This window comes from Aquipseudomonas guryensis, assembly GCF_014164785.1.
GTDB classification, from domain to species: domain Bacteria; phylum Pseudomonadota; class Gammaproteobacteria; order Pseudomonadales; family Pseudomonadaceae; genus Aquipseudomonas; species Aquipseudomonas guryensis.
Genome location: NZ_JACJFN010000001.1, coordinates 1,088,912 through 1,108,081 on the forward strand (window position 1 = coordinate 1,088,912; position 19,170 = coordinate 1,108,081).

The following is a 19,170-nucleotide window of genomic DNA, read 5'->3' on the forward strand; positions in this document are numbered from 1 at the left end:
TCAAGCCTCCTCGGGCGCGAGTGCCAGCAGGGCGTTGCGCGCACGTTCGAGGAACGCCGCTTTATCTTCGTCGGCCAGGCGCTCGAGTGGCGCGCCAAAGCTCAGGGTACACAGCAGCGGCAGTGGCAAGGCGCGCCCCTTGGGCATGACCCGGTTAAGGTTGGCGATCCATACCGGGATCACCTCGACCTGTGGATTGGCCTTGGCCAGGTGGTACAGGCCGCTCTTGAACGGCAGCAGTGGATCATCGCCGAGATTGCGCGTGCCCTCGGGGAAGATGATCAGTGAGTCGCCTTGGCCGAGGGCATCGAGCATCGGCTGCAGCGGGTTGTGTTCCGGGCTGCTGCGGTCACGGTCGACCAGCACGCCGTTGAACACCTGATTGATCAGGAAGCTGCGCAGGCCGCCCTTCTGCCAGTAATCGGCGCCGGCTACCGGGCGGGTTGTGCGGCGCAGTTCATCGGGCAACGAGGCCCACAGCAGGACGAAGTCGCCGTGGCTGCTGTGGTTGGCGTAGTACAGGCGTTGCACCGGCTGCGCGGTACAACCCAGCCAGAGCGCACGGGCTCCAGTGAGCAGGCGCGCCGCCGAGGTGATGGCGAAGGCAACAAATGAAGCGAGCATGGACAACTCCTATCCAGCGAGGGAAAGCCAGGGCATGGCCAGCACGGCAGCCAATGCCAACAGTATTTGCGCGGCCAACCAGGCGACTTGCAGGCGCAACAGTCGCAGTGCGCCACGGCAGCGTTCAGGCCAGGGCCGTTCGTCCGAGTTGGCCGGTTGCAGGCCGAGGCTGTGCAGGGCCGCATCGAGCTGACGGGTTCTGTCGGCAAGCTGCTCAGGTTGACCCGCCAGCTGAGCGAACAGTTCGGCATCCAGGGCGACCCGCACGGCCCAGTACTTCTGCGCCAGGCCGAGCAGAACCAGAAGGCCACAGAGCACTGCGCTGGCTGGATTGACCTGGCCACTGAGCAGCGGCGCCAGACCCAGGGCTAGCGCCAGCAGGGTCAGCCCGGTGGACAGCTGGTCGAGCAGTCGACCGCGGCGCAGCAGGCTGGCTACTAGCTGCAGTTGCATATCAGTGGCCATGGACGATCTCCAGGGCAGCGCTGCGGACTTCGGTCGATAGCTGCAGCATGTCCTGCAGTGCCTGCAACTGAGCAAGCCCCAGGACTATCTGCGGACGGGCCTGGCGGATCTGCTGCAGCGCCGCCGGGACATCCGCGCAGTGGCCATAGCGCAACAACCAGGCCGCCACGGCGGTGGCACTGCGCGAATAACCGAGGGCGCAGCAGACCAGCAGCGGCCCTTGCTGACGTAACGCCTCGATGGCCTCGGCCGCCTGCAGGCAGGCGTCGGCAGTGGGCGCGCAGAGGTCAAGCCAGGGCAGTGCGCGGTAGACCTTGCCCTGTCTGTCGACCGGCAGCTCGGTACAGAGGTCGAGTAGTGCGTTGAACGCCTGGGCCTGCCCTGTCCCAGGCAAGCGGCCGAGCCAGATGCCGTCGACGATCTGATCCGGCTGGGGATGGTGACGGGTCCACAGGCGCGAGTTGAGCCAGGCGCCGGCCAGATAGGGGGCGAACAACCACAGTGCTGCCTGGCTCAGGCGTCCATTCGCCTGCTTCTGGAAGCCCTCGGCGCCGATGCAGGCATAGTTCAACGCCACCAACAGCAGCGCACAGGCGGGCCAGAACAGCCATAGCCAGGCGCCACCGAAATTAACCGCCATGGCACTGCACAGCGCTGCGCCCAGACTGTAGCGCAGGGCCAGCCGCCAGCGCTGCGCCGTTCGGGCCAGGCTGGCCTGCAGCAGGGGGCTGCGTCCTTCGGTGGGCCACAACCACACGCACAACCAGCCGGCCAGGGCGCCGGTGGGCAGGTCGATGAAGTTATGCTGCCAGGTAGTCAGCACCGACAGGCCGATCAGCGCCATCCAGCCGTGCAGCAGGCCACGCAGCAGCACGCCTTGGGTATGCCGGGCGAACATCACCCAGATGATCACCAACAGGGCGATATGCAGCGAAGGCGCCTGATTGAAGGGTTTGTCGAAGCCCATCAGCACGTCGAACATCCAGCCGAATACGCCGCTCAATTCCGGCCGTTCGAAGGTGAAGCGCAACGGCCAGAGCAGGAAGCAGGCGACACAGATGAGCTGGGCGCTGAGCAGGCGCAGGGCGTGGCGGTCCATTTCCCGGCGGGTGGCCGGGAGCAGGAAAGACAGGCCGTAGAGCAGGTCGATCGACCAATAGGGCACGATGCTCCAGGGCCACAGCGGCATCGCGCTTTCCCAGGCGAATACCAGGCTGCCGACATCGTCGCGCTGGGTGGTCAGCCAGTTGGCGAAGCCGTAGCTGGCGAAGAACAGCGGGCCGAGTAGCAGCAGCCAGAGTACCCCGCGTTTCCACAGCCCGGTTTCACGTGGAACAGAGGCGTCCATCAGGACACCCGCTGCGCCAGGGAAACACTGAAGATGCCCCATTCGTCGATGCGCTGCTCCAGCTTGCGGAAGCCGGCAGCGGCCACCAGTTGGTCCATTTCCGCCTGGCTGCGGCGGCGCATGACCCAGGGTTGGCCTTCGCGATGGCTGGTCAGGGCGCGGGCGATCAGTTCCAGCTGTGGGTGCCAGGGCTGGCCGGTGTAGACCAGGTAACCGCCCTCCTCGACTGCCGCCGCCAGGCCAGCCAGCGAGTCGCCGACCATCTGGTTGCTGCCGAACAGCTCGTACAGGCCGGAGACCACCGCCAGCGTCGGCTTCGGCTCGAGGGCGGCCAGATCGGCCTTGTCGAAGGCATCGCCTTTGACAAAGCGTGCGATGGCGCCCAGGCCTTTCTGCTCGATCAGCGCACTGCCGTCGCGCACGTTGATCTCGCTGTAGTCGCGCAGCAGGATCGAGTCCGGCTGTTGCTCTATGCCTTCCAGCGACTCGAGGATGTAGCGGCCGTGGCCGGCGGCGATATCGACGATGCGCACTGCCTTGCCGGACTCGCGCAGCTTGCCCATGGCCAGGCGCAGCAACTCCTCGGCATGTACCTTGCGCTGGCGGATGCCGCGCCAGCCAATGGAGTTGAGGTAGTTCTGATCGATCAGCCGACCCAGGGCGCTCTTGCCGCTCGGCGTGTTGCGGTAGACATAGTCCAGGGTGCTGCCGGAGTCGAAGCCGGTGGCGAAGCCCAGCTTGACCCCGTCGGACAGCCCGCTACCGAGCTTGAGTCCGGCCCGCGTGGCGCGCCAGTACAGGTCGCCGAGCGAGTTCTTCGGCAGCGGCGCGGCCAGCTCTTCGGCTTCCGCGCAGGTGGCGCCGAGGCGGTCGGCATCCAGCAGCGAGGGGCGGCTCAGCGGTTCCTCGAAGCTGCGCAGTATAAAGCGTCGCGCACGCAGCAGAGCATGGGCGCGGTCGCGCTCGCCGAGGGTGTCGTGGAAGAAGCCGGGTAGGATGTGCTTCTCCTTGCGCAGGCTGCCCAGGCGTTCGAAGAACTGTTCCTGCGGCTTGCGGTGCACCACGAAGTCGGCACCGGAGATCAGCAACTGGGTGGGAATCTGGATGGCCTGGGCGTCGGCTACCACGCGGTCGGCGGCATCGTAGAGCCCGAGCAGCATATTCACCGAGATCGGTCGGCTGATCAGTGGGTCGTTCTCGAACGAGCGGATGCGTTCCGGGTCATGGCTGAGGAAGCGCGCTTTCACATAGCTGTTGACGAAGAAGTTGCCGCGCCAGGCGCGCATCAGCCTCAGGCCAGGACGGGCGAAGGGTACGTAGAGTTTGACCTTGAAGGCCGGCGAAGCGAGCACCAGGCAGCGGATCTGCGGCGCATAGTCGTGGGCCCAGGTCGACACGACCACGGCGCCGACGCTTTGCGCCAGCACGGCCATGTCCTGTTCGGCGATGCTGTGCTTGGCGCGGATGTGTTCGATAAAGGTCTGCACGTCGCGCACGCTGGTGGCGAAGCTCGGGCTGTCGCCGCGTGCGCCGGGGGACAGACCGTGACCACGGGCATCCCAGGCGAAGAAGTCGAATTCGGGCAGGTCCAGCTCGCCCGGCAGGTGGGCCATGCGCCCGCCGTGCTCGTGGCCGCGGTGGAACATCACCACGGCCTGGCGTGGGCCGGTAGTCGGCGTGGTGGCGGGCCAGTGGCGATAGAGCAGCTCTACGCCATCGTGGGTGGTGAAGATGTGGTTCTGAGATTCGCGCATCGAAATATCCTTATTCCGATCAGGAGGGTTGTGTCGCCTCGGCCAGACCTTGGCGTACGCGGTTGAACAGGGTGTACAGCAACAGGGCCAGAATCACCGCCAGCAGCCCGTTTATCCAAGACGCCGCCAGCAGCCCGCACGCCACACCGGCGCCCAGCACGCCGAAGCAGAAGGCGCGGTCGCTCTTGCCCATGGGCCCGTCGTAGCGCCGTCCGGCGCCGACCATCGGGCCGAGCACGCCGGCGTATTCGCTGATAACGGCGAACAGCACCACCAGCACCACCAGCAGTGGTGAAACGCCCGGCAGCAGGGCGAACGGCAGGTACAGGGCGCTGTCGGCGATCACGTCGCACAACTCATTGAGGTAGGCGCCGAGCTTGGATTGCTGGCCGAACTCGCGGGCGAGCATGCCATCCACGGCATTCAGCGCCATGCGCAGCAGCATCCACAGCGGGATCAGGGCGAACAGCCAGACGTGGCTGATAAAGACGGCGAGGAGCACACCGAGCAGCAGCGAAACGATGCCGGCAGCCAGAGTGACCTGGTTGGCGGTGACACCTCGCGCATGCAGACGGGTGACCCCGGGACGCAGCAGATTCTGGAAACGCGGTTTGAGCTGGTAGATCGACAGCATGAACGAAATTCCTTTTCTAGCGGGCCCGGCAGTCAGCTCCAAGCTTAGCCGTATTGGGCGGTTCTCTGCCGTGCGCAATGCCTGGATTTACGGGCTTTGGCGGGGCTTTCGGAAAAACTTATGCCCCGCCGCGTATGGTTCAGAAAATCAGTTAAAAACCATTTTATTCAATGACTTGCAGTGAGTAATGGCACTCTGCCGGTATTTTGCCCACAGCTTATCCACAGTTGGCAATCATCAGACGGTTTCGGGCGTCTCTGTCACGGTACTCTGCATGGGCACGCCAGAAATCCGCTGCTGGGTCTGCTGCACCCAGGCGAAGACGCGCTCGTTGAGTTCGGCAATCGCTCGTGGGCCGCTGCCTTCGGCATGCATCACCGGGCCGATCACCACCTTGATGGTGCCCGGGTACTTGGCCCAGCCGTGCTTGGGCCAGAACTCGCCGGCGTTATGGGCAATCGGCAGCACAGGCAGGCCGGCATTCACCGCCAGCGAAGTGCCGCCACGGGAGAACTTGCCGATCTGCCCCGGCGGGATGCGCGTGCCTTCCGGGAAGATCAGCACCCAGGCGCCCTGCCCCAGGCGTTCATGGCCCTGTTTGGCCAGTTGCTTGAGCGCAGCCTTGGGATTGCTGCGGTCGATGGCGATGGGCTTGAGCATGGCCATGGCCCAGCCGAAGAACGGCACATAGAGCAGCTCGCGCTTGACCACCTGCGACAGCGGCTCGAACAGCGCGGACAGGTAGAAGGTTTCCCAGGTGCTCTGGTGCTTGGCGAGAACCACGCAAGGCTGCTGCGGGATGTTCTCCAGGCCTTCGACTTCGTAGCGCAGGCCCACCACGGTTTTTGCCAGCCAGGTGGCGCAGCGGCACCAGGCCTGGATGACGAAACGGTAGCGCGCGCGAAACGGCAGAAACGGCGCGATGAACACGCAGAGGATGCACCAGAAGAAGGAGCTGGAGGACAGCAGCAGGTAGAAGAGGAAAGTTCTGATGGCCTGCACTGTCGTCATGGGGGCTCGAGTTCTCTAGAGAAGAAGCTGATCGGCGATGGCCGCCAGATCATCGAATATCAGGGTTCCCGCTGGCAATGGTTTGCTCAGGGTGCGTTCGCCCTTGCCGGTTTTCACCAGTACGGGCTGGCAATGGACGGCCAGCGCGGCGTCGAGGTCACCACGGCTGTCGCCAACGAACCAGATACCGTCCAGTGGCGTGGCGTAGTGCGCGGCGATCTGCTGCAGCATGCCCGGCTTGGGCTTGCGGCAGGTGCAGCCATCGTCCGGGCCGTGCGGACAGTGCACGATCAGGCCGACTTCACCACCCTGCTCCGCCACCAGCTCACGCAGGCGTGCGTGCATGGCGTCGAGGGTGGCCAGGTCGTAGTAACCGCGGGCCAAGCCGGACTGGTTGGTGGCTACAGCCACTGTCCAGCCTGCCTTGCTCAGGCGGGCGATGGCCTCGACCGCACCGGGCAACGGAATCCACTCATCCAGCGACTTGATATAAGCGTCGGAGTCGTAATTGATCACGCCGTCGCGGTCGAGGATCAGCAGCTTCATCGATCAGCCCAGCAGCGAGATGTCGGCGACACCGAGGAACAGGCCGCGCAGCTTGGCCAGCAGGGCGTAGCGGTTGGCCCGTACGGCGGCATCCTCGGCGTTGACCAGCACCGCCTCGAAGAACGCATCGACCGGCTCGCGCAGGCTGGCCAGTTGCTCCAGCGCCTCACGGTAGCGGCGCGCTGCGGCCAGCGGGGCCACGGCCTGTTCGGCGGCGGCAACGGCAGCGGCCAGGGTCTGCTCGGCACCGGCTTCGAGCAGGGTGTTGTCGACGCTGGCCGGGATTTGCCCGTCGAACTTGCCCAGCAGGTTGGACACGCGCTTGTTGGCCGCGGCCAGGGCCTCGGCTTCGCTGCGCGCGCGGAAGGCCTGCACCGCCTGCACGCGCTGGTCGAAGTCCAGTGGCGCGGTCGGATTGAGGGCGCGCACGGCCTGGTACACGGCGACGTCGACGCCTTCGTCTTCATAGCGCGCGCGCAGGCGGTCGAAGATAAAGTCCTGCACCTGAGCGGCCAGGCCATCGGCCTTGACCTTGTCGGCATACTGGCCGATGGCGAAGGCGATCGCTTCACTCAGGTCCAGGTCCAGCTGCTTCTCGATCAGGATGCGCAGCACGCCCAAGGCGGCACGGCGCAGGGCGTAGGGGTCCTTGGAGCCGGTGGGCAGCATGCCGATGCCGAAGATGCCGACCAGGGTGTCGAGCTTGTCGGCCACGGCCACGGCGGCGCCGGTGAGGGTCTGCGGCAGTTCGGCGCCGGCGCCGCGCGGCATGTACTGCTCGTTCAGCGCCTGGGCCACGTCTTCTGGCTCGCCATCGTGCTTGGCGTAGTAGTAGCCGGCGATGCCCTGCATTTCCGGGAACTCGCCGACCATCTCGCTGGCCAGGTCGCACTTGGCGAGGATGCCGGCGCGCGCTGCGCGGGTAGCGTCACCGCCGATGCGCGCGGCGATGAAACTGGCCAGGGCGGAAACCCGCTCGGCCTTGTTGAACACGCTGCCGAGCTGGGCCTGGAACACCACGTTGGCCAGGCGCTCGTTGCGCTGCTCCAGCGGCTGGCGCTTGTCCTGCTTGAAGAAGAACTCGGCGTCGGTCAGGCGCGGGCGCACCACTTTCTCGTTGCCGGAAACGATCTGCGCCGGGTCTTTCGACTCGATGTTGGCCACGGTGATGAAGCGCGGCAGCAGCTTGCCGTTGCCGTCCAGCAGGCAGAAGTACTTCTGGTTGTCCTGCATGGTGGTGATCAGCGCTTCCTGCGGCACTTCGAGGAAGCGTTCCTCGAAGGAGCAGACCAGCGGCACCGGCCATTCGACCAGGGCGGTGACTTCGTCCAGCAGCGCCGGCGGCACGATGGCCGTGCCGTTCTCGGCCTTGGCCAGTTCCGCCACGCGCGCGGCGATCTGCTCGCGGCGCTTGGCGAAGTCGGCGACCACGAAGGCGCCGCGCAGGTCATGGGAGTAGCTGGCCGGGCTCTCGATCGCCACCTCGAAGTTGGCGTGGAAGCGGTGGCCGCGGGACATGCGCCCGGCCTTCTGGGCGAGGATCTCGCAGTCGACCACATGTTGGCCGAACAGCATCACCAGCCACTGGCTCGGACGGACGAATTCGGTCTTGCCGGCACCCCAGCGCATGCGCTTGGGAATCGGCAGGTCGTTCAGCGCGGCGCTGACGATATCCGGCAGCAGGCTGACGGTCTTCTGCCCGGCGATGGATTGGCTGAACTTCAGCTTCGGCCCGCTCTGATCGATCTGGCTCAGCTCGACGCCACACTTCTTGGCGAAGCCCAGCGCGGCCTGGGTCGGGTTGCCGTCCTTGTCGAAGGCGGCCTGCACGGGCGGGCCGTCGAGGTTGACGGTGCGATCCGGCTGCTGGCTGGCCAGGGTCTCGACCAGCACGGCCAGGCGGCGTGGCGCGGCATAGTAGCGGGCGCTCTGGTAGCTCAGGCCGGCAGCCTTGAGGCCCTTCTCGACCCCGGCGAGGAAGGCTTCGCCGAGGCTTTTCAGGGCTTTCGGTGGCAGCTCTTCGGTGCCCAGTTCAACCAGGAAATCGTGGGCGCTCATTATTCGGCCTCCTTCAGCTTCGCCAGTACTTCGTCACGCAGTTCGGGGGTGGCCATCGGGAAGCCGAGCTTGGCGCGGGCCAGCAGGTAGCTCTGGGCGATGTTCCGCGCCAGGCTGCGCACGCGCAGGATGTATTGCTGGCGCGCGGTCACCGAGATGGCGCGGCGGGCATCCAGCAGGTTGAAGCTGTGCGAGGCCTTGATCACCATTTCGTAGGCCGGCAGCGGCAGCTGCAGGTCCATCAGGCGGTTGGCTTCGGCTTCGTAGAAGTCGAACAGGTCGAACAGCTTGTCGACGTTGGCGTGTTCGAAGTTGAAGGTGGACTGCTCCACTTCGTTCTGGTGGAACACGTCGCCGTAGGTGACCTTGCCGAACGGGCCGTCGGAGTAGACCAGGTCATATACCGAGTCGACGCCCTGCAGGTACATGGCCAGGCGTTCCAGGCCATAGGTGATCTCGCCAGTGACCGGGTAGCACTCGACGCCACCGACCTGCTGGAAGTAGGTGAACTGGGTGACTTCCATGCCGTTCAGCCAGACTTCCCAGCCCAGGCCCCAGGCCCCGAGGGTCGGTGATTCCCAGTTGTCTTCGACGAAGCGGATGTCGTGGACCAGGGTATCGACGCCGATGCGGCGCAGCGATTCCAGGTACAGGTCCTGGATGTTCGCCGGGTTCGGCTTGAGCACCACCTGGAACTGGTAGTAATGCTGCAGACGGTTGGGGTTCTCGCCGTAGCGACCGTCGGCGGGACGCCGGGACGGCTGCACGTAGGCGGCGTTCCAAGTCTCCGGGCCGATGGCGCGCAGGAAGGTGGCGGTGTGGAAGGTGCCGGCACCCATTTCCATGTCGTAGGGCTGCAGGATCACACAGCCCTGCTCGGCCCAGTAACTTTGAAGGGCAAGGATCAGGCCTTGGAAGGTGCTCACGTCGGGCTTAGTCTGGCTCACGAATTTCACCGGTTGCGAAACGATTTCGTAAAGCCGCGCAGTATACCCGATCAAACCCGCCCTTGAGGGCTGCGGCCCACAGCGTGGATACGAGGTTGGGAGGCTGTTTTTTTGTACAGTATTCTGGCTATAGTTTGATTTCCTCCATCGTCAGGTTCGAATGCCATGCCACGCTGCTTCTGGTGCAACGACGACCCGCTGTACATCGCCTATCACGACCAGGAATGGGGGGTGCCGCTGCGCGATCCGCAGCGCCTGTTCGAGCTGCTGTTACTGGAAGGTTTCCAGGCCGGCCTGTCATGGATCACGGTGTTGAAGAAGCGTGAGCGCTACCGGGAAGTGCTGTGGGGTTTTGAGGTGCAGCGCCTGGCGCAGATGAGTGACGAGGAAATCGAGCACTTGATGCAGGACCCCGGCATCATCCGTAACCGCCTCAAGCTCAAGGCCGCGCGGCAGAATGCACGGGCCTGGCTGGAGCTGGAAGATCCGGTGGCGCTGCTCTGGTCGTTTTTCGGCGGGGGGCCGAAGATCAACCATTTCAGCGGGCGTGGCGAGGTGCCAGCGGTCACCGTGGAAGCCGAGGCGATGAGCAAGGCGTTGAAGAAGCTCGGCTTCACCTTCGTCGGCCCGACCATCTGCTACGCCTACATGCAGGCGGCCGGCATGGTCATGGACCACACCACCGACTGTGATCGCTACCACGCACTGCGCAGCTGAACCCCACGCGCGCAGTCGCTACAATGGCCGCCCTCTTTCCCCTCAGGAGTTGCTCGTGGAGAAGTTCAAAGGCGCCCTGGTCGTCGGCTTTCTGCGCTTGTTCGCCCTGCTGCCCTGGCGCGCCGTGCAGGCAGTAGGCGGCGCCATCGGTTGGTTGATGTGGAAATTGCCCAATCGCTCACGCGAGGTGGCGCGAATCAACCTGGCCAAGTGCTTTCCCGAGCTGTCACCGGCCGAGCTGGAGCAACTGCTCGGTCGGGCGCTGATGGATATTGGTCGCACCTTCACCGAAAGCGCCTGCGCGTGGATCTGGCCGGCGCAGAAGTCGATCGATCTGGTGCGCGAAGTTGAGGGCCTGGAGGTGCTGCAAGCGGCGCTGGCTTCCGGCAAGGGCGTGGTCGGCATCACCAGCCATCTGGGCAACTGGGAGGTGCTCAACCACTTCTACTGCGCCCAGTGCAAACCGATCATTTTCTACCGGCCGCCCAAGCTCAAGGCGGTCGATGAGTTGCTGCAAAAGCAGCGCGTGCAAATGGGCAACAAGGTCGCGGCCTCGACCAAGGAAGGCATTCTCAGCGTGATCAAGGAAGTGCGTCGCGGCGGCGCCGTAGGCATTCCGGCCGACCCGGAGCCGAGCCTGTCGAGTGGCGTGTTCGTGCCCTTCTGCGCCACCCAGGCGCTGACCAGCAAGTTCGTGCCGGGCATGTTGACTGGCGGCAAGGCGGTGGGTGTGTTCCTGCACGCGCTGCGCCTGGACGATGGCTCCGGCTACAAGGTGATACTCGAAGCGGCGCCTGCAGGCATGTACAGCGACAACGTGGAAGAAGGCGTGGCGGCCATGAGTCAGGTTATCGAACGTTATGTGCGGGCCTACCCCAGCCAGTACATGTGGAGCATGAAGCGTTTCAAGAAGCGCCCGCCCGGTGAGAAGAAGTGGTATTGATGCCGCGGCCGATAGCTATTAACGTCTGAACACTTATCACCGGCTCACGACAGGACAGGCATGGACAACAAGCGCGAGCACAATCGCACCCCGCTCAAGGTCCAGCTGCGCATCGACCATCCGGTGCATGGCCAGATGCTGGTGACCACCCGGGATATTTCCGATAGCGGCGTGTTCGTGGTGATCGACGATGCCCAGCGCCTGCTGCAGATCGGCGAGCGGGTCAGTGGTCAGGTGCAAGGCCTGCCTATCGAGGCGCCGGTGGTGCAGATGGAAGTGGTGCGCTTCGAGCCCAGTGGGGTAGCGCTGATCTTCCAGCGCGACTGAGAACCTATTTAGGATCTCTTGATCGTCGGCCATGCTGCGTTGAAATTGGGCTCGGACTGCTCATTTACAGCTCGTAAACTCCGCGTCCTCGCCCACTTTATTCGCTGGCGCTTACCCTTCGGGCCAGCCTGCGGCTGTTACTCCCGTTGGTCGTTGCGCCTTGCCTGGCTCTAGCTCAAAAGACCCTAAACAGGTTCTGGGACCTTATTCCGGCAGCGCTGTACAGACCTTACTGGATTCCACCGTCCTGACCGGCTGCTTTCTCAAGGCGCCGCAGAAACACCAGCATTTCCTTTTCCGTCTGCTTGTCGCCGCGCTTGCGCGCCACTTCCAGGCCGTTGTGCCAGGCCTGGCGGGCTTCTTCGCCGAGGCCCTGGCGCTGGCAGGCCTGCCCCAGCAGCTTCCACGCAGCCGAATAGTTGGGGTCGAAGCCCAGGCACTTCTGCAGGTGCTCGGCGGCCAGCGCCGGCTCGCCGGCGTCGAGGTAGCCCTTGCCCAGGCCGAAGCGCAGCAGGGCGTTGTCGACGCCTTTGGCCAGCAGCTTTTCCAGGGATTCCAGCATGCGCGTGTGCTCGCTTTTAGAAGAAGCTCAACCCTACCTGGAACAGGCGCTCGACGTCGCGGATGTACTTCTTGTCGACCAGGAACAGGATCACATGGTCACCCGATTCGATCAGGGTGTCGTCGTGGGCGATCAGTACTTCCTCGTCGCGGATGATCGCGCCGATGGTGGTGCCTGGCGGCAGGGCGATCTCCTCGATCATCCGCCCAACCACCTTGCTCGATTTGGCGTCGCCGTGGGCGATGGCCTCGATGGCTTCCGCCGCACCGCGGCGCAGCGAGTGCACGCTCTCGATATCGCCACGGCGCACGTGGGTCAGCAGGGTGCCGATGGTGGCCAGCTGCGGACTGATGGCGATGTCGATATCGCCGCCCTGGACCAAGTCGACATAGGCCGGGTTGTTGATGATGGTCATCACCTTGCGAGCGCCCAGGCGCTTGGCCAGCAGGGACGACATGATGTTGGCCTCGTCGTCGTTGGTCAGGGCGAGGAAGATGTCGGCATCGTTGATGTTTTCTTCCACCAGCAGGTCGCGGTCGGAGGCGCTGCCCTGCAGGACGATGGTGCTTTCCAGGTTCTCTGAGAGGTAGCGGCAGCGCGCCGGGTTCATCTCGATGATCTTCACCTGGTAGCGGCTTTCGATGGCTTCGGCCAGGCGCTCGCCGATATGCCCGCCACCGGCGATCACCACCTTCTTGTAGCTGTCTTCGAGGCGGCGCATTTCGCTCATTACCGCGCGGATATGCGCCTTGGCGGCGATGAAGAACACCTCGTCGTCGGCTTCGATCACCGTGTCGCCTTGCGGCATGATCGGCCGGTTGCGGCGGAAGATCGCCGCCACCCGGGTGTCGACGTTGGGCATGTGCTGGCGCAGCTGCTTGAGCTGCTGGCCGACCAGCGGACCACCGTAGTAGGCCTTGACCGCCACCAGCTGGGCCTTGCCCTCGGCGAAGTCGATGACCTGCAGGGCGCCGGGGTATTCGATCAGGCGCTTGATGTAGTTGGTCACTACCTGCTCGGGGCTGATCAGCACGTCGACCGGGATCGCCTCGTTGTCGAACAGACCGGTACGGGTCAGGTAGGCGGCTTCGCGCACACGGGCGATCTTGGTCGGCGTGTGAAACAGGGTGTAGGCGACCTGACAGGCGATCATGTTGACTTCGTCGCTGTTGGTCACCGCCACCAGCATGTCGGCGTCGTCGGCACCGGCCTGGCGCAGCACGGTGGGGAAGGAGCCGCGGCCGACCACGGTGCGGATATCCAGGCGGTCGCCGAGGTCGCGCAGGCGATCGGCATCGGTGTCGACCACGGTGATGTCGTTGGCCTCGCCGGCCAGGTGTTCCGCCAATGTGCCGCCGACCTGGCCGGCACCGAGAATGATGATCTTCACTGATCGCTCCGTTAGCCGCGCGCTGAGGCGGCGATTTTTATCAGCTTGGCATAGTAGAAGCCGTCGTGGCCGTCGATTTGCGGTAGCAACTGGCGGCCATGGGGCGACGGCACGCCGAAGGCGCCGGCAATGGCCAGTTCGCGAGCACCGGGGGTACGGGCGAGGAAGGCGGCGATGTTGTCACTGTTTTCCTGCGGCAGCACTGAGCAGGTGGCGTAGAGCAGCACACCGCCGACGTCCAGGGTCGGCCACAGGGCATCCAGCAGTTCGCCCTGCAACTGCGCCAGGGCCGCGATGTCGTCGGCCTGACGGGTCAGCTTGATATCCGGATGCCGGCGGATCACTCCGGTGGCCGAGCAGGGCGCGTCCAGCAGGATGCGCTGGAACGGCTTGCCGTCCCACCAACTGGCGGTGTCGCGGCCGTCGGCGGCGATCAGGGTGGCCTGCAGGCCAAGGCGGTCGAGGTTTTCACGCACCCGCAGCAGGCGGCTCGATTCCAGGTCGACGGCGACCACTTCGCAGAGGTCCGGCTCGACCTCCAGCAGGTGACAGGTCTTGCCGCCCGGCGCGGCGCAGGCATCCAGCACCCGTTGGCCGGGGGCCAGATCAAGCAGCTCGGCGGCCAGCTGGGCAGCTTCGTCCTGCACGCTGAGGCGACCCTCCATAAAGCCCGGCAAGGTCTTCACGTCGCACGGCGCGAGCAGGCGGATACCGTCGCGGCTGAAGCTGCATGGCATGGCATCGAAGCCGGCGGCCTGTAGTTCGGCGAGATAGGTATCGCGGTTGCCGTGGCGACGGTTGACCCGCAGCAGCAAAGGCGGGTGCTCGTTGTTAGCGGCGCAGATGGTCTGCCAGTGTTCGGGCCAGTCGGCCTTCAGGCGTTTCTGCAGCCAGCGCGGGTGGGCAGTGTGCAGCACCGGGTCCTTGTCCAGGCTGGCGCACAGCGCTTCGCCGTCGCGCTGGGCATTGCGTAGCACGGCGTTGAGCAGGCCCTTGAGCGAGGACTTCTTCAACTTGTCGACGCAGGCCACCGTTTCGCCGATTGCCGCGTGGGCCGGGATGCGCGTGTAGAACAGCTGGTACAGACCGATCAGCAGCAGGGCCTCGACGTCGCGGTCGGCGGCCTTGAACGGTTTTTGCAGCAGCTTGTCCAGCAGCAGGGCCAGGCGCGGTTGCCAGCGCGCGGCGCCGAAGGCCAGGTCCTGGGCCAGGCCGCGGTCGCGCGCCTCGACCTTGTCCAGCAGTGGCGGCAGGCTGCTGCCCAACGAGGCCTTGCCATTCAGTACGGCGGCCAGGGCACGGGCGGCGGCCAGGCGTGGGTTCATTGTCCCAGCACCAGGCCGGCGGCGAACTGCTCGCGGCGACTGTTGTACAGGTCGGCGAAGTTCAGCGGCTTGCCGCCGGGCAGCTGCAGTCGGGTCAGGCGCAGGGCGCCAACACCGCAGGCTACGGTCAGGCCGTCCTTGCTGGCGGCGAGGATCTGTCCGGGCTGGCCGGCGCCTTCGCCCAGCTGTGCAGCCAGCACCTTGAGCGGCTCGCCATGCAGCGTGCTGTGGCAAATCGGCCAGGGGTTGAAGGCGCGCACCAGGCGTTCCAGCTCATCGGCCGGGCGGCTCCAGTCGAGGCGCGCCTCGTCCTTGTTCAGCTTGTGGGCGTAGGTGGCCTGGCTGTCGTCCTGCACTTCGCCGCGCAGCTCGCCGGCGGCCAGCTTGCCCACCGCTTCGACCACTGCAGCCGAACCGAGCAGGGCCAGGCGGTCGTGCAGGCTGCCGCCGGTGTCGTCGGCGGTGATGGTGGTACTGACTTTGAGCAGCATCGGCCCAGTATCCAGCCCGGCTTCCATCTGCATCACGGTGACGCCCGAGCTGGCATCGCCGGCCTGCACCGCGCGCTGGATCGGCGCGGCGCCACGCCAGCGTGGCAGCAAGGAGGCATGGCTGTTGATGCAGCCCAGGCGCGGGGTGTCCAGCACCACCTGCGGCAGGATCAGGCCGTAGGCCACCACCACCATCAGGTCCGGCTTGAGCGCGGCCAGTTCGGCCTGGGCGACCGGGTCACGTAGGGTCTGCGGCTGGTACACGGCAATCCCATGTTGCAGAGCGAGTTGCTTGACCGGGCTGGGCGCGAGCTTCTGTCCGCGCCCGGCCGGGCGGTCCGGCTGGGTGTAGACGGCGACGATCTGGCGGCCGGCGTCGAGTAGGGCCTGCAGGTGCTGGGCGGCGAATTCCGGGGTGCCGGCAAAGACGATACGCATGGATCACTCACTGCTGGAAAAGAAAAAGGCTTGCCGGGGCAAGCCTTTGGAGATCGGGGTCAAGCTTGCTGGCGGTGCTGTTTTTCCAGCTTCTTCTTGATCCGGTCGCGCTTGAGGCTGGACAGGTAGTCAACGAACAGCTTGCCGTTGAGGTGATCGCACTCGTGCTGGATGCACACCGCCAGCAGGCCTTCGGCGATCAGTTCGTAGGGCTTGCCGTCACGATCCTGGGCCTTGATCCGCACTTTCTGCGGACGGTCTACATTTTCATAGAAGCCGGGCACCGACAGGCAGCCTTCCTGGTACTGATCCATCTGCTCGGTGAGGGATTCGAACTCAGGGTTGATGAATACCCGCGGTTCGGATTTGTCCTCGGACAGGTCCATCACCACCAGACGCTTGTGTACGTTGACCTGGGTCGCGGCCAGGCCGATACCGGGCGCGGCGTACATGGTCTCGAACATGTCGTCGATCAGCTTGTGCAGTGCTTCGTCGAATACGGTGACCGGCTTGGCAATGGTGCGCAGGCGCGAGTCGGGAAATTCGAGGATGTTGAGAATCGCCATAGATGTTTGTGATGCACTTGTGGAATAAAGTCAAAAACCGCTGCTAAGATGATGAACAGCTTTGAAAAACGGCTTTGAAGCCACGTATTCTGCGGCTTACAGGCGCCAGCCACATAATAAAGGGATTCACCGCATGAGGAAATCACTACTCGCCCTGCTGCTTCTCGCCGTTGGCGGTCTAGCCCAGGCAGAAGTGCAACTCAAGGAAGGTCACCCGGACCGCTATACCGTGGTCAAGGGCGACACACTCTGGGATATCTCTGGCAAGTTCCTCAGCCAGCCCTGGAAGTGGCCGGAACTGTGGCATGCCAACCCACAGATCGAAAACCCGCATCTGATCTATCCGGGCGATACCCTGAGCCTGGTCTACGTTGACGGCCAGCCGCGTCTGGTACTCAACCGCGGCGAGTCGCGCGGTACCATCAAGCTGTCGCCGCAGGTGCGCAGCACGCCGATCGCCCAGGCGATTCCGACCATTCCGCTGGAGGCGATCAACAGCTTCCTGCTGAGCAATCGCATCGTCGATAGCGAAGCAGACTTCGCCAAGCAGCCCTATGTGGTGGCCGGTAATGCCGAGCGCGTGGTCAGTGGCGCGGGTGACCGTCTCTATGCCCGTGGCGCCTTCGACCAGACCGAGTCGGTGTATGGCATCTTCCGCCAGGGCAAGATCTACACCGATCCGGAAACCAAGGAATTCCTCGGTATCAACGCCGATGACATCGGTAGCGGTGAAGTGGTAGCCCAGGAAGGCGATATCGCTACCGTCAGCCTGAGCCGCTCGACTCAGGAAGTGCGCCTGGGGGATCGCCTGTTCCCCACCGAAGAACGCGCGATCAATTCGACCTTCATGCCCAGCGAGCCGGTGACCGACGTCAATGGTGTGATCCTCGACGTACCGCGCGGCGTAGCTCGTGTCGGTCAGTACGACGTGGTGACGATCAACAAGGGCAAGATCGATGGCCTTGTCGAAGGCAACGTGCTGGCCCTGTACAAGACCGGCGAAACCGTACGTGATCGCATCACCGGTGAGTCGGTGAAGATTCCGGACGAGCGTGCCGGTCTGCTGATGGTGTTCCGTACCTACGAGAAGCTCAGTTACGGCCTGGTGTTGTACGCCACCCGTGACCTGGCGCTGATGGACAAGGTGAAGAACCCGTAATACCCGGAACCCCCGCTCTGCGGGGGTTCTGCTTTCTGCGCCGCCCGCGTCACCCGATCAAGGATGATCGTCATGCCAGCACTCTCTCCTGCTGAACTCGAGGCGCGTCTGCGCCTGCATTGCCTGCCCGAACTGGGCCCCCGGCGTTTCCGTCGTTTGCTCGATGCCTTTGGCTCGGCCTCCGCTGCCCTGAGCGCGCCGGCTGCTGCCTGGCGTTCGCTGGGCTTGCCGGACGGCTGTGCCGAGCCACGCCGCAGCGCGCTGATTCGTGACCGCGCGGCGCAGGCGCTGGCCTGGCTGGAGCAGCCAGGTCAGCACCTGCTGCTCTGGGGGCAACCGGACTACCCGGCCCTGCTGGGCGAACTGCCCGATGCGCCGCCGCTGCTGTTCGTCGCCGGTGATCCGAGCATTCTCGAACGACCACAATTGGCCATGGTCGGCAGTCGGCGCGCCTCACGGCCAGGGCTGGATACGGCGCACGCCTTCGCCCGCAGCCTGGCCGGGGGTGGTTTTGTGATCACCAGCGGTCTGGCCTTGGGCATCGATGGTGCGGCGCATCAGGGCGCGCTGGATGGCAACGGCCAGACGGTGGCGGTGCTCGGCACCGGCCTGCGCAGGCTCTACCCACAGCGGCATTTCAGCCTAGCCACGCGGATTGTCGAAGGTGGCGGCGCGCTGGTCTCCGAACTGCCGCTGGATTGCCCGCCGCAAGCCAGCAACTTTCCCCGGCGCAACCGCATCATCAGCGGCCTGTCGCTCGGGGTGCTGGTGGTCGAAGCCAGTCCCTCCAGTGGTTCGCTGATCACCGCCAAACTGGCCGCCGAACAGGGCCGCGAGGTCTATGCGATTCCAGGCTCGATCCATCATCCGGGCGCGCGCGGTTGCCATCAGATGATCCGCGATGGTGCCATCCTGGTGGAAAGCATCGAGCATATCCTCGAAGCCTTGCGCGGCTGGCAGAGCGTGCCGCCTGCTCCGGCTGCAGATCCGGTCGACGAACATCCCCTGCTGCTGCACCTGCGTGCCGCGCCGCAGAACAGCGAGAGCCTGGCACGTGCCTGCGGCTTGAGCATGGGCGAAACCCTGGCGCTGCTCACCGAGCTGGAGCTGGAAGGGCGGGTCGTCTGCGAGGCGGGGCGCTGGGTACCGCGCGCCGGCTGAGCTGGGTAAACTCGCCGGCAACAAATCGCTCCGGGGGTAAGCATGCACAGCAGTTGGCGGGTACAGCGTATGGCGCGCATTGTGCGCGAGGGTGGCGTGATCGCCTATCCGACCGAGGCCGTCTGGGGGCTGGGCTGCGACCCGTGGAACGAAATGGCCGTGGAGCGCCTGCTGGCACTCAAGGATCGCCCGGTGCACAAGGGCCTGATCCTGGTGGCAGACAATATTCGCCAGTTCGATTTTCTCCTCGACGACCTGCCCGAGCGCTGGATCGACCGTCTGGCCAGCACCTGGCCGGGGCCGAACACCTGGCTGGTGCCGCACCAGGGTCTGTTGCCCGAGTGGATCAGCGGCCAGCACGACACGGTGGCCCTGCGCGTCAGCGATCACCCGCTGGTGCGTGACCTCTGCGCCCTCACCGGCCCGCTGGTCTCGACCTCGGCCAACCCCGCCGGACGCCCGTCCGCCCGATCGCGCCTGCGTGTCGAGCAGTATTTCCACCAGCAGCTCGACGGCGTGCTCGGCGGTGCTCTGGGTGGCCGGCGCAATCCCAGCCTGATCCGTGACTTACGCAGCGGTGACGTGGTGCGTCCGTCTTAGAACCTGGACGCACCTGACCTCCTGCACAGAAAGCCGGCGCAGGCGTGCGGACTGATCGCTGTCAAGTCTGCAGCCGAGGCGACGATGTTATGCTTGCGCCCTTT

General features: G+C 64.9%; 20 protein-coding genes. 6 read left to right on the plus strand and 14 right to left on the minus strand.

Annotated elements, in window-relative coordinates; genetic code table 11:
- From H3H45_RS04980 to glyQ, 9 genes are all read right to left on the minus strand, one after another.
- The gene (locus H3H45_RS04980; RefSeq protein WP_173210767.1) at positions 1-624 is read right to left on the minus strand and encodes a lysophospholipid acyltransferase family protein; all 624 of its coding nucleotides are present in this window, start codon (positions 622-624) and stop codon (positions 1-3) included.
- Positions 625-633: 9 nt separating this feature from the next.
- Positions 634-1,089: a hypothetical protein gene (locus H3H45_RS04985; RefSeq protein WP_182832606.1), complete on the minus strand. Its 456-nt coding sequence runs from the start codon at positions 1,087-1,089 to the stop codon at positions 634-636.
- Positions 1,079-2,437: a phosphatase PAP2/dual specificity phosphatase family protein gene (locus H3H45_RS04990; protein WP_182832607.1), complete on the minus strand. Its 1,359-nt coding sequence runs from the start codon at positions 2,435-2,437 to the stop codon at positions 1,079-1,081. The genes H3H45_RS04985 and H3H45_RS04990 overlap by 11 nt, the downstream gene beginning before the upstream one ends.
- Positions 2,437-4,191: a bifunctional alpha/beta hydrolase/class I SAM-dependent methyltransferase gene (locus H3H45_RS04995; RefSeq protein WP_182832608.1), complete on the minus strand. Its 1,755-nt coding sequence runs from the start codon at positions 4,189-4,191 to the stop codon at positions 2,437-2,439. Before H3H45_RS04995 ends, H3H45_RS04990 begins: the two co-directional genes overlap by 1 nt.
- Before the next feature lie 19 nt (positions 4,192-4,210).
- Positions 4,211-4,825 carry a CDP-alcohol phosphatidyltransferase family protein gene (locus H3H45_RS05000; protein WP_182832609.1) on the minus strand — a complete coding sequence of 205 codons (615 nt, stop codon included), beginning with the start codon at positions 4,823-4,825 and terminating at the stop codon, positions 4,211-4,213.
- Between the two features lie 237 nt (positions 4,826-5,062).
- Positions 5,063-5,836, minus strand: coding sequence for a lysophospholipid acyltransferase family protein (locus H3H45_RS05005; protein ID WP_182832610.1), 774 nt, complete (start codon positions 5,834-5,836; stop codon positions 5,063-5,065).
- 15 nt (positions 5,837-5,851) lie between these two features.
- The gene (gene gmhB / locus H3H45_RS05010) at positions 5,852-6,382 is read right to left on the minus strand and encodes a D-glycero-beta-D-manno-heptose 1,7-bisphosphate 7-phosphatase (protein ID WP_182832611.1); all 531 of its coding nucleotides are present in this window, start codon (positions 6,380-6,382) and stop codon (positions 5,852-5,854) included.
- Positions 6,383-6,385: 3 nt separating this feature from the next.
- Positions 6,386-8,440: a glycine--tRNA ligase subunit beta gene (gene glyS / locus H3H45_RS05015; RefSeq protein WP_182832612.1), complete on the minus strand. Its 2,055-nt coding sequence runs from the start codon at positions 8,438-8,440 to the stop codon at positions 6,386-6,388.
- Positions 8,440-9,387 carry a glycine--tRNA ligase subunit alpha gene (glyQ, locus tag H3H45_RS05020; protein ID WP_182832613.1) on the minus strand — a complete coding sequence of 316 codons (948 nt, stop codon included), beginning with the start codon at positions 9,385-9,387 and terminating at the stop codon, positions 8,440-8,442. Before glyQ ends, glyS begins: the two co-directional genes overlap by 1 nt.
- A gap of 165 nt (positions 9,388-9,552) precedes the next feature.
- On the opposite strand from glyQ, the gene H3H45_RS05025 reads away from it, so the two are divergent.
- Genes H3H45_RS05025 through H3H45_RS05035 form a run of 3 tightly spaced genes read left to right on the plus strand, consistent with a single transcriptional unit; the run spans position 9,553 to position 11,374 of the window.
- Entirely contained in the window at positions 9,553-10,104 is a 552-nt protein-coding gene (locus H3H45_RS05025) for a DNA-3-methyladenine glycosylase I (protein WP_182832614.1), read from the plus strand.
- A 55-nt stretch (positions 10,105-10,159) separates the two neighbouring features.
- Positions 10,160-11,047 (plus strand): lysophospholipid acyltransferase, encoded by an 888-nt coding sequence (locus H3H45_RS05030; protein ID WP_182832615.1) that lies wholly within the window; start codon positions 10,160-10,162, stop codon positions 11,045-11,047.
- A gap of 60 nt (positions 11,048-11,107) precedes the next feature.
- On the plus strand, positions 11,108-11,374 hold the full coding sequence (locus H3H45_RS05035; RefSeq protein WP_182832616.1) for a PilZ domain-containing protein: 267 nt from the start codon (positions 11,108-11,110) through the stop codon (positions 11,372-11,374).
- Between the two features lie 229 nt (positions 11,375-11,603).
- Here H3H45_RS05035 and H3H45_RS05040 read toward each other — a convergent pair whose 3' ends face one another.
- From H3H45_RS05040 to def, 5 genes are read right to left on the minus strand one after another with little or no spacing between them, the layout of a single operon-like run.
- Complete coding sequence (locus H3H45_RS05040) at positions 11,604-11,936, minus strand: tetratricopeptide repeat protein (protein ID WP_182832617.1); 333 nt, start codon at positions 11,934-11,936, stop codon at positions 11,604-11,606.
- Between the two features lie 16 nt (positions 11,937-11,952).
- The gene (gene trkA, locus H3H45_RS05045) at positions 11,953-13,326 is read right to left on the minus strand and encodes a Trk system potassium transporter TrkA (RefSeq protein WP_182832618.1); all 1,374 of its coding nucleotides are present in this window, start codon (positions 13,324-13,326) and stop codon (positions 11,953-11,955) included.
- A gap of 11 nt (positions 13,327-13,337) precedes the next feature.
- Positions 13,338-14,651 carry a 16S rRNA (cytosine(967)-C(5))-methyltransferase RsmB gene (gene rsmB, locus H3H45_RS05050; protein ID WP_182832619.1) on the minus strand — a complete coding sequence of 438 codons (1,314 nt, stop codon included), beginning with the start codon at positions 14,649-14,651 and terminating at the stop codon, positions 13,338-13,340.
- Complete coding sequence (gene fmt / locus H3H45_RS05055) at positions 14,648-15,580, minus strand: methionyl-tRNA formyltransferase (protein WP_182832620.1); 933 nt, start codon at positions 15,578-15,580, stop codon at positions 14,648-14,650. The genes rsmB and fmt overlap by 4 nt, the downstream gene beginning before the upstream one ends.
- 59 nt (positions 15,581-15,639) lie before the next feature.
- Positions 15,640-16,146 carry a peptide deformylase gene (gene def, locus H3H45_RS05060; RefSeq protein ID WP_182832621.1) on the minus strand — a complete coding sequence of 169 codons (507 nt, stop codon included), beginning with the start codon at positions 16,144-16,146 and terminating at the stop codon, positions 15,640-15,642.
- Positions 16,147-16,279: 133 nt separating this feature from the next.
- Between def and H3H45_RS05065 the strand changes: the two genes are divergently transcribed.
- The 3 genes from H3H45_RS05065 (at position 16,280) to H3H45_RS05075 (ending at position 19,066) form a co-directional block, all read left to right on the plus strand.
- Complete coding sequence (locus H3H45_RS05065) at positions 16,280-17,305, plus strand: LysM peptidoglycan-binding domain-containing protein (RefSeq protein WP_182832622.1); 1,026 nt, start codon at positions 16,280-16,282, stop codon at positions 17,303-17,305.
- Positions 17,306-17,377: 72 nt separating this feature from the next.
- On the plus strand, positions 17,378-18,466 hold the full coding sequence (gene dprA, locus H3H45_RS05070; protein ID WP_182832623.1) for a DNA-processing protein DprA: 1,089 nt from the start codon (positions 17,378-17,380) through the stop codon (positions 18,464-18,466).
- Between the two features lie 42 nt (positions 18,467-18,508).
- Positions 18,509-19,066, plus strand: coding sequence for an L-threonylcarbamoyladenylate synthase (locus H3H45_RS05075; RefSeq protein WP_182832624.1), 558 nt, complete (start codon positions 18,509-18,511; stop codon positions 19,064-19,066).
- Positions 19,067-19,170: the final 104 nt, after the last annotated feature.

Coding starts and splice junctions, on each gene's coding strand:
- H3H45_RS04990 (WP_182832607.1), bottom strand. CDS start 2,437: ATGGACGCCTCTGTTCCACGTGAAACCGGGCTGTGGAAACGCGGGGTA.
- gmhB (WP_182832611.1), bottom strand. CDS start 6,382: ATGAAGCTGCTGATCCTCGACCGCGACGGCGTGATCAATTACGACTCC.
- H3H45_RS05075 (WP_182832624.1), top strand. CDS start 18,509: ATGCACAGCAGTTGGCGGGTACAGCGTATGGCGCGCATTGTGCGCGAG.
- def (WP_182832621.1), bottom strand. CDS start 16,146: ATGGCGATTCTCAACATCCTCGAATTTCCCGACTCGCGCCTGCGCACC.
- H3H45_RS05005 (WP_182832610.1), bottom strand. CDS start 5,836: ATGACGACAGTGCAGGCCATCAGAACTTTCCTCTTCTACCTGCTGCTG.
- glyS (WP_182832612.1), bottom strand. CDS start 8,440: ATGAGCGCCCACGATTTCCTGGTTGAACTGGGCACCGAAGAGCTGCCA.
- H3H45_RS05035 (WP_182832616.1), top strand. CDS start 11,108: ATGGACAACAAGCGCGAGCACAATCGCACCCCGCTCAAGGTCCAGCTG.
- dprA (WP_182832623.1), top strand. CDS start 17,378: ATGCCAGCACTCTCTCCTGCTGAACTCGAGGCGCGTCTGCGCCTGCAT.
- H3H45_RS05000 (WP_182832609.1), bottom strand. CDS start 4,825: ATGCTGTCGATCTACCAGCTCAAACCGCGTTTCCAGAATCTGCTGCGT.
- H3H45_RS05065 (WP_182832622.1), top strand. CDS start 16,280: ATGAGGAAATCACTACTCGCCCTGCTGCTTCTCGCCGTTGGCGGTCTA.
- H3H45_RS05025 (WP_182832614.1), top strand. CDS start 9,553: ATGCCACGCTGCTTCTGGTGCAACGACGACCCGCTGTACATCGCCTAT.
- H3H45_RS04980 (WP_173210767.1), bottom strand. CDS start 624: ATGCTCGCTTCATTTGTTGCCTTCGCCATCACCTCGGCGGCGCGCCTG.
- H3H45_RS04995 (WP_182832608.1), bottom strand. CDS start 4,191: ATGCGCGAATCTCAGAACCACATCTTCACCACCCACGATGGCGTAGAG.
- fmt (WP_182832620.1), bottom strand. CDS start 15,580: ATGCGTATCGTCTTTGCCGGCACCCCGGAATTCGCCGCCCAGCACCTG.
- H3H45_RS05040 (WP_182832617.1), bottom strand. CDS start 11,936: ATGCTGGAATCCCTGGAAAAGCTGCTGGCCAAAGGCGTCGACAACGCC.
- H3H45_RS04985 (WP_182832606.1), bottom strand. CDS start 1,089: ATGGCCACTGATATGCAACTGCAGCTAGTAGCCAGCCTGCTGCGCCGC.
- rsmB (WP_182832619.1), bottom strand. CDS start 14,651: ATGAACCCACGCCTGGCCGCCGCCCGTGCCCTGGCCGCCGTACTGAAT.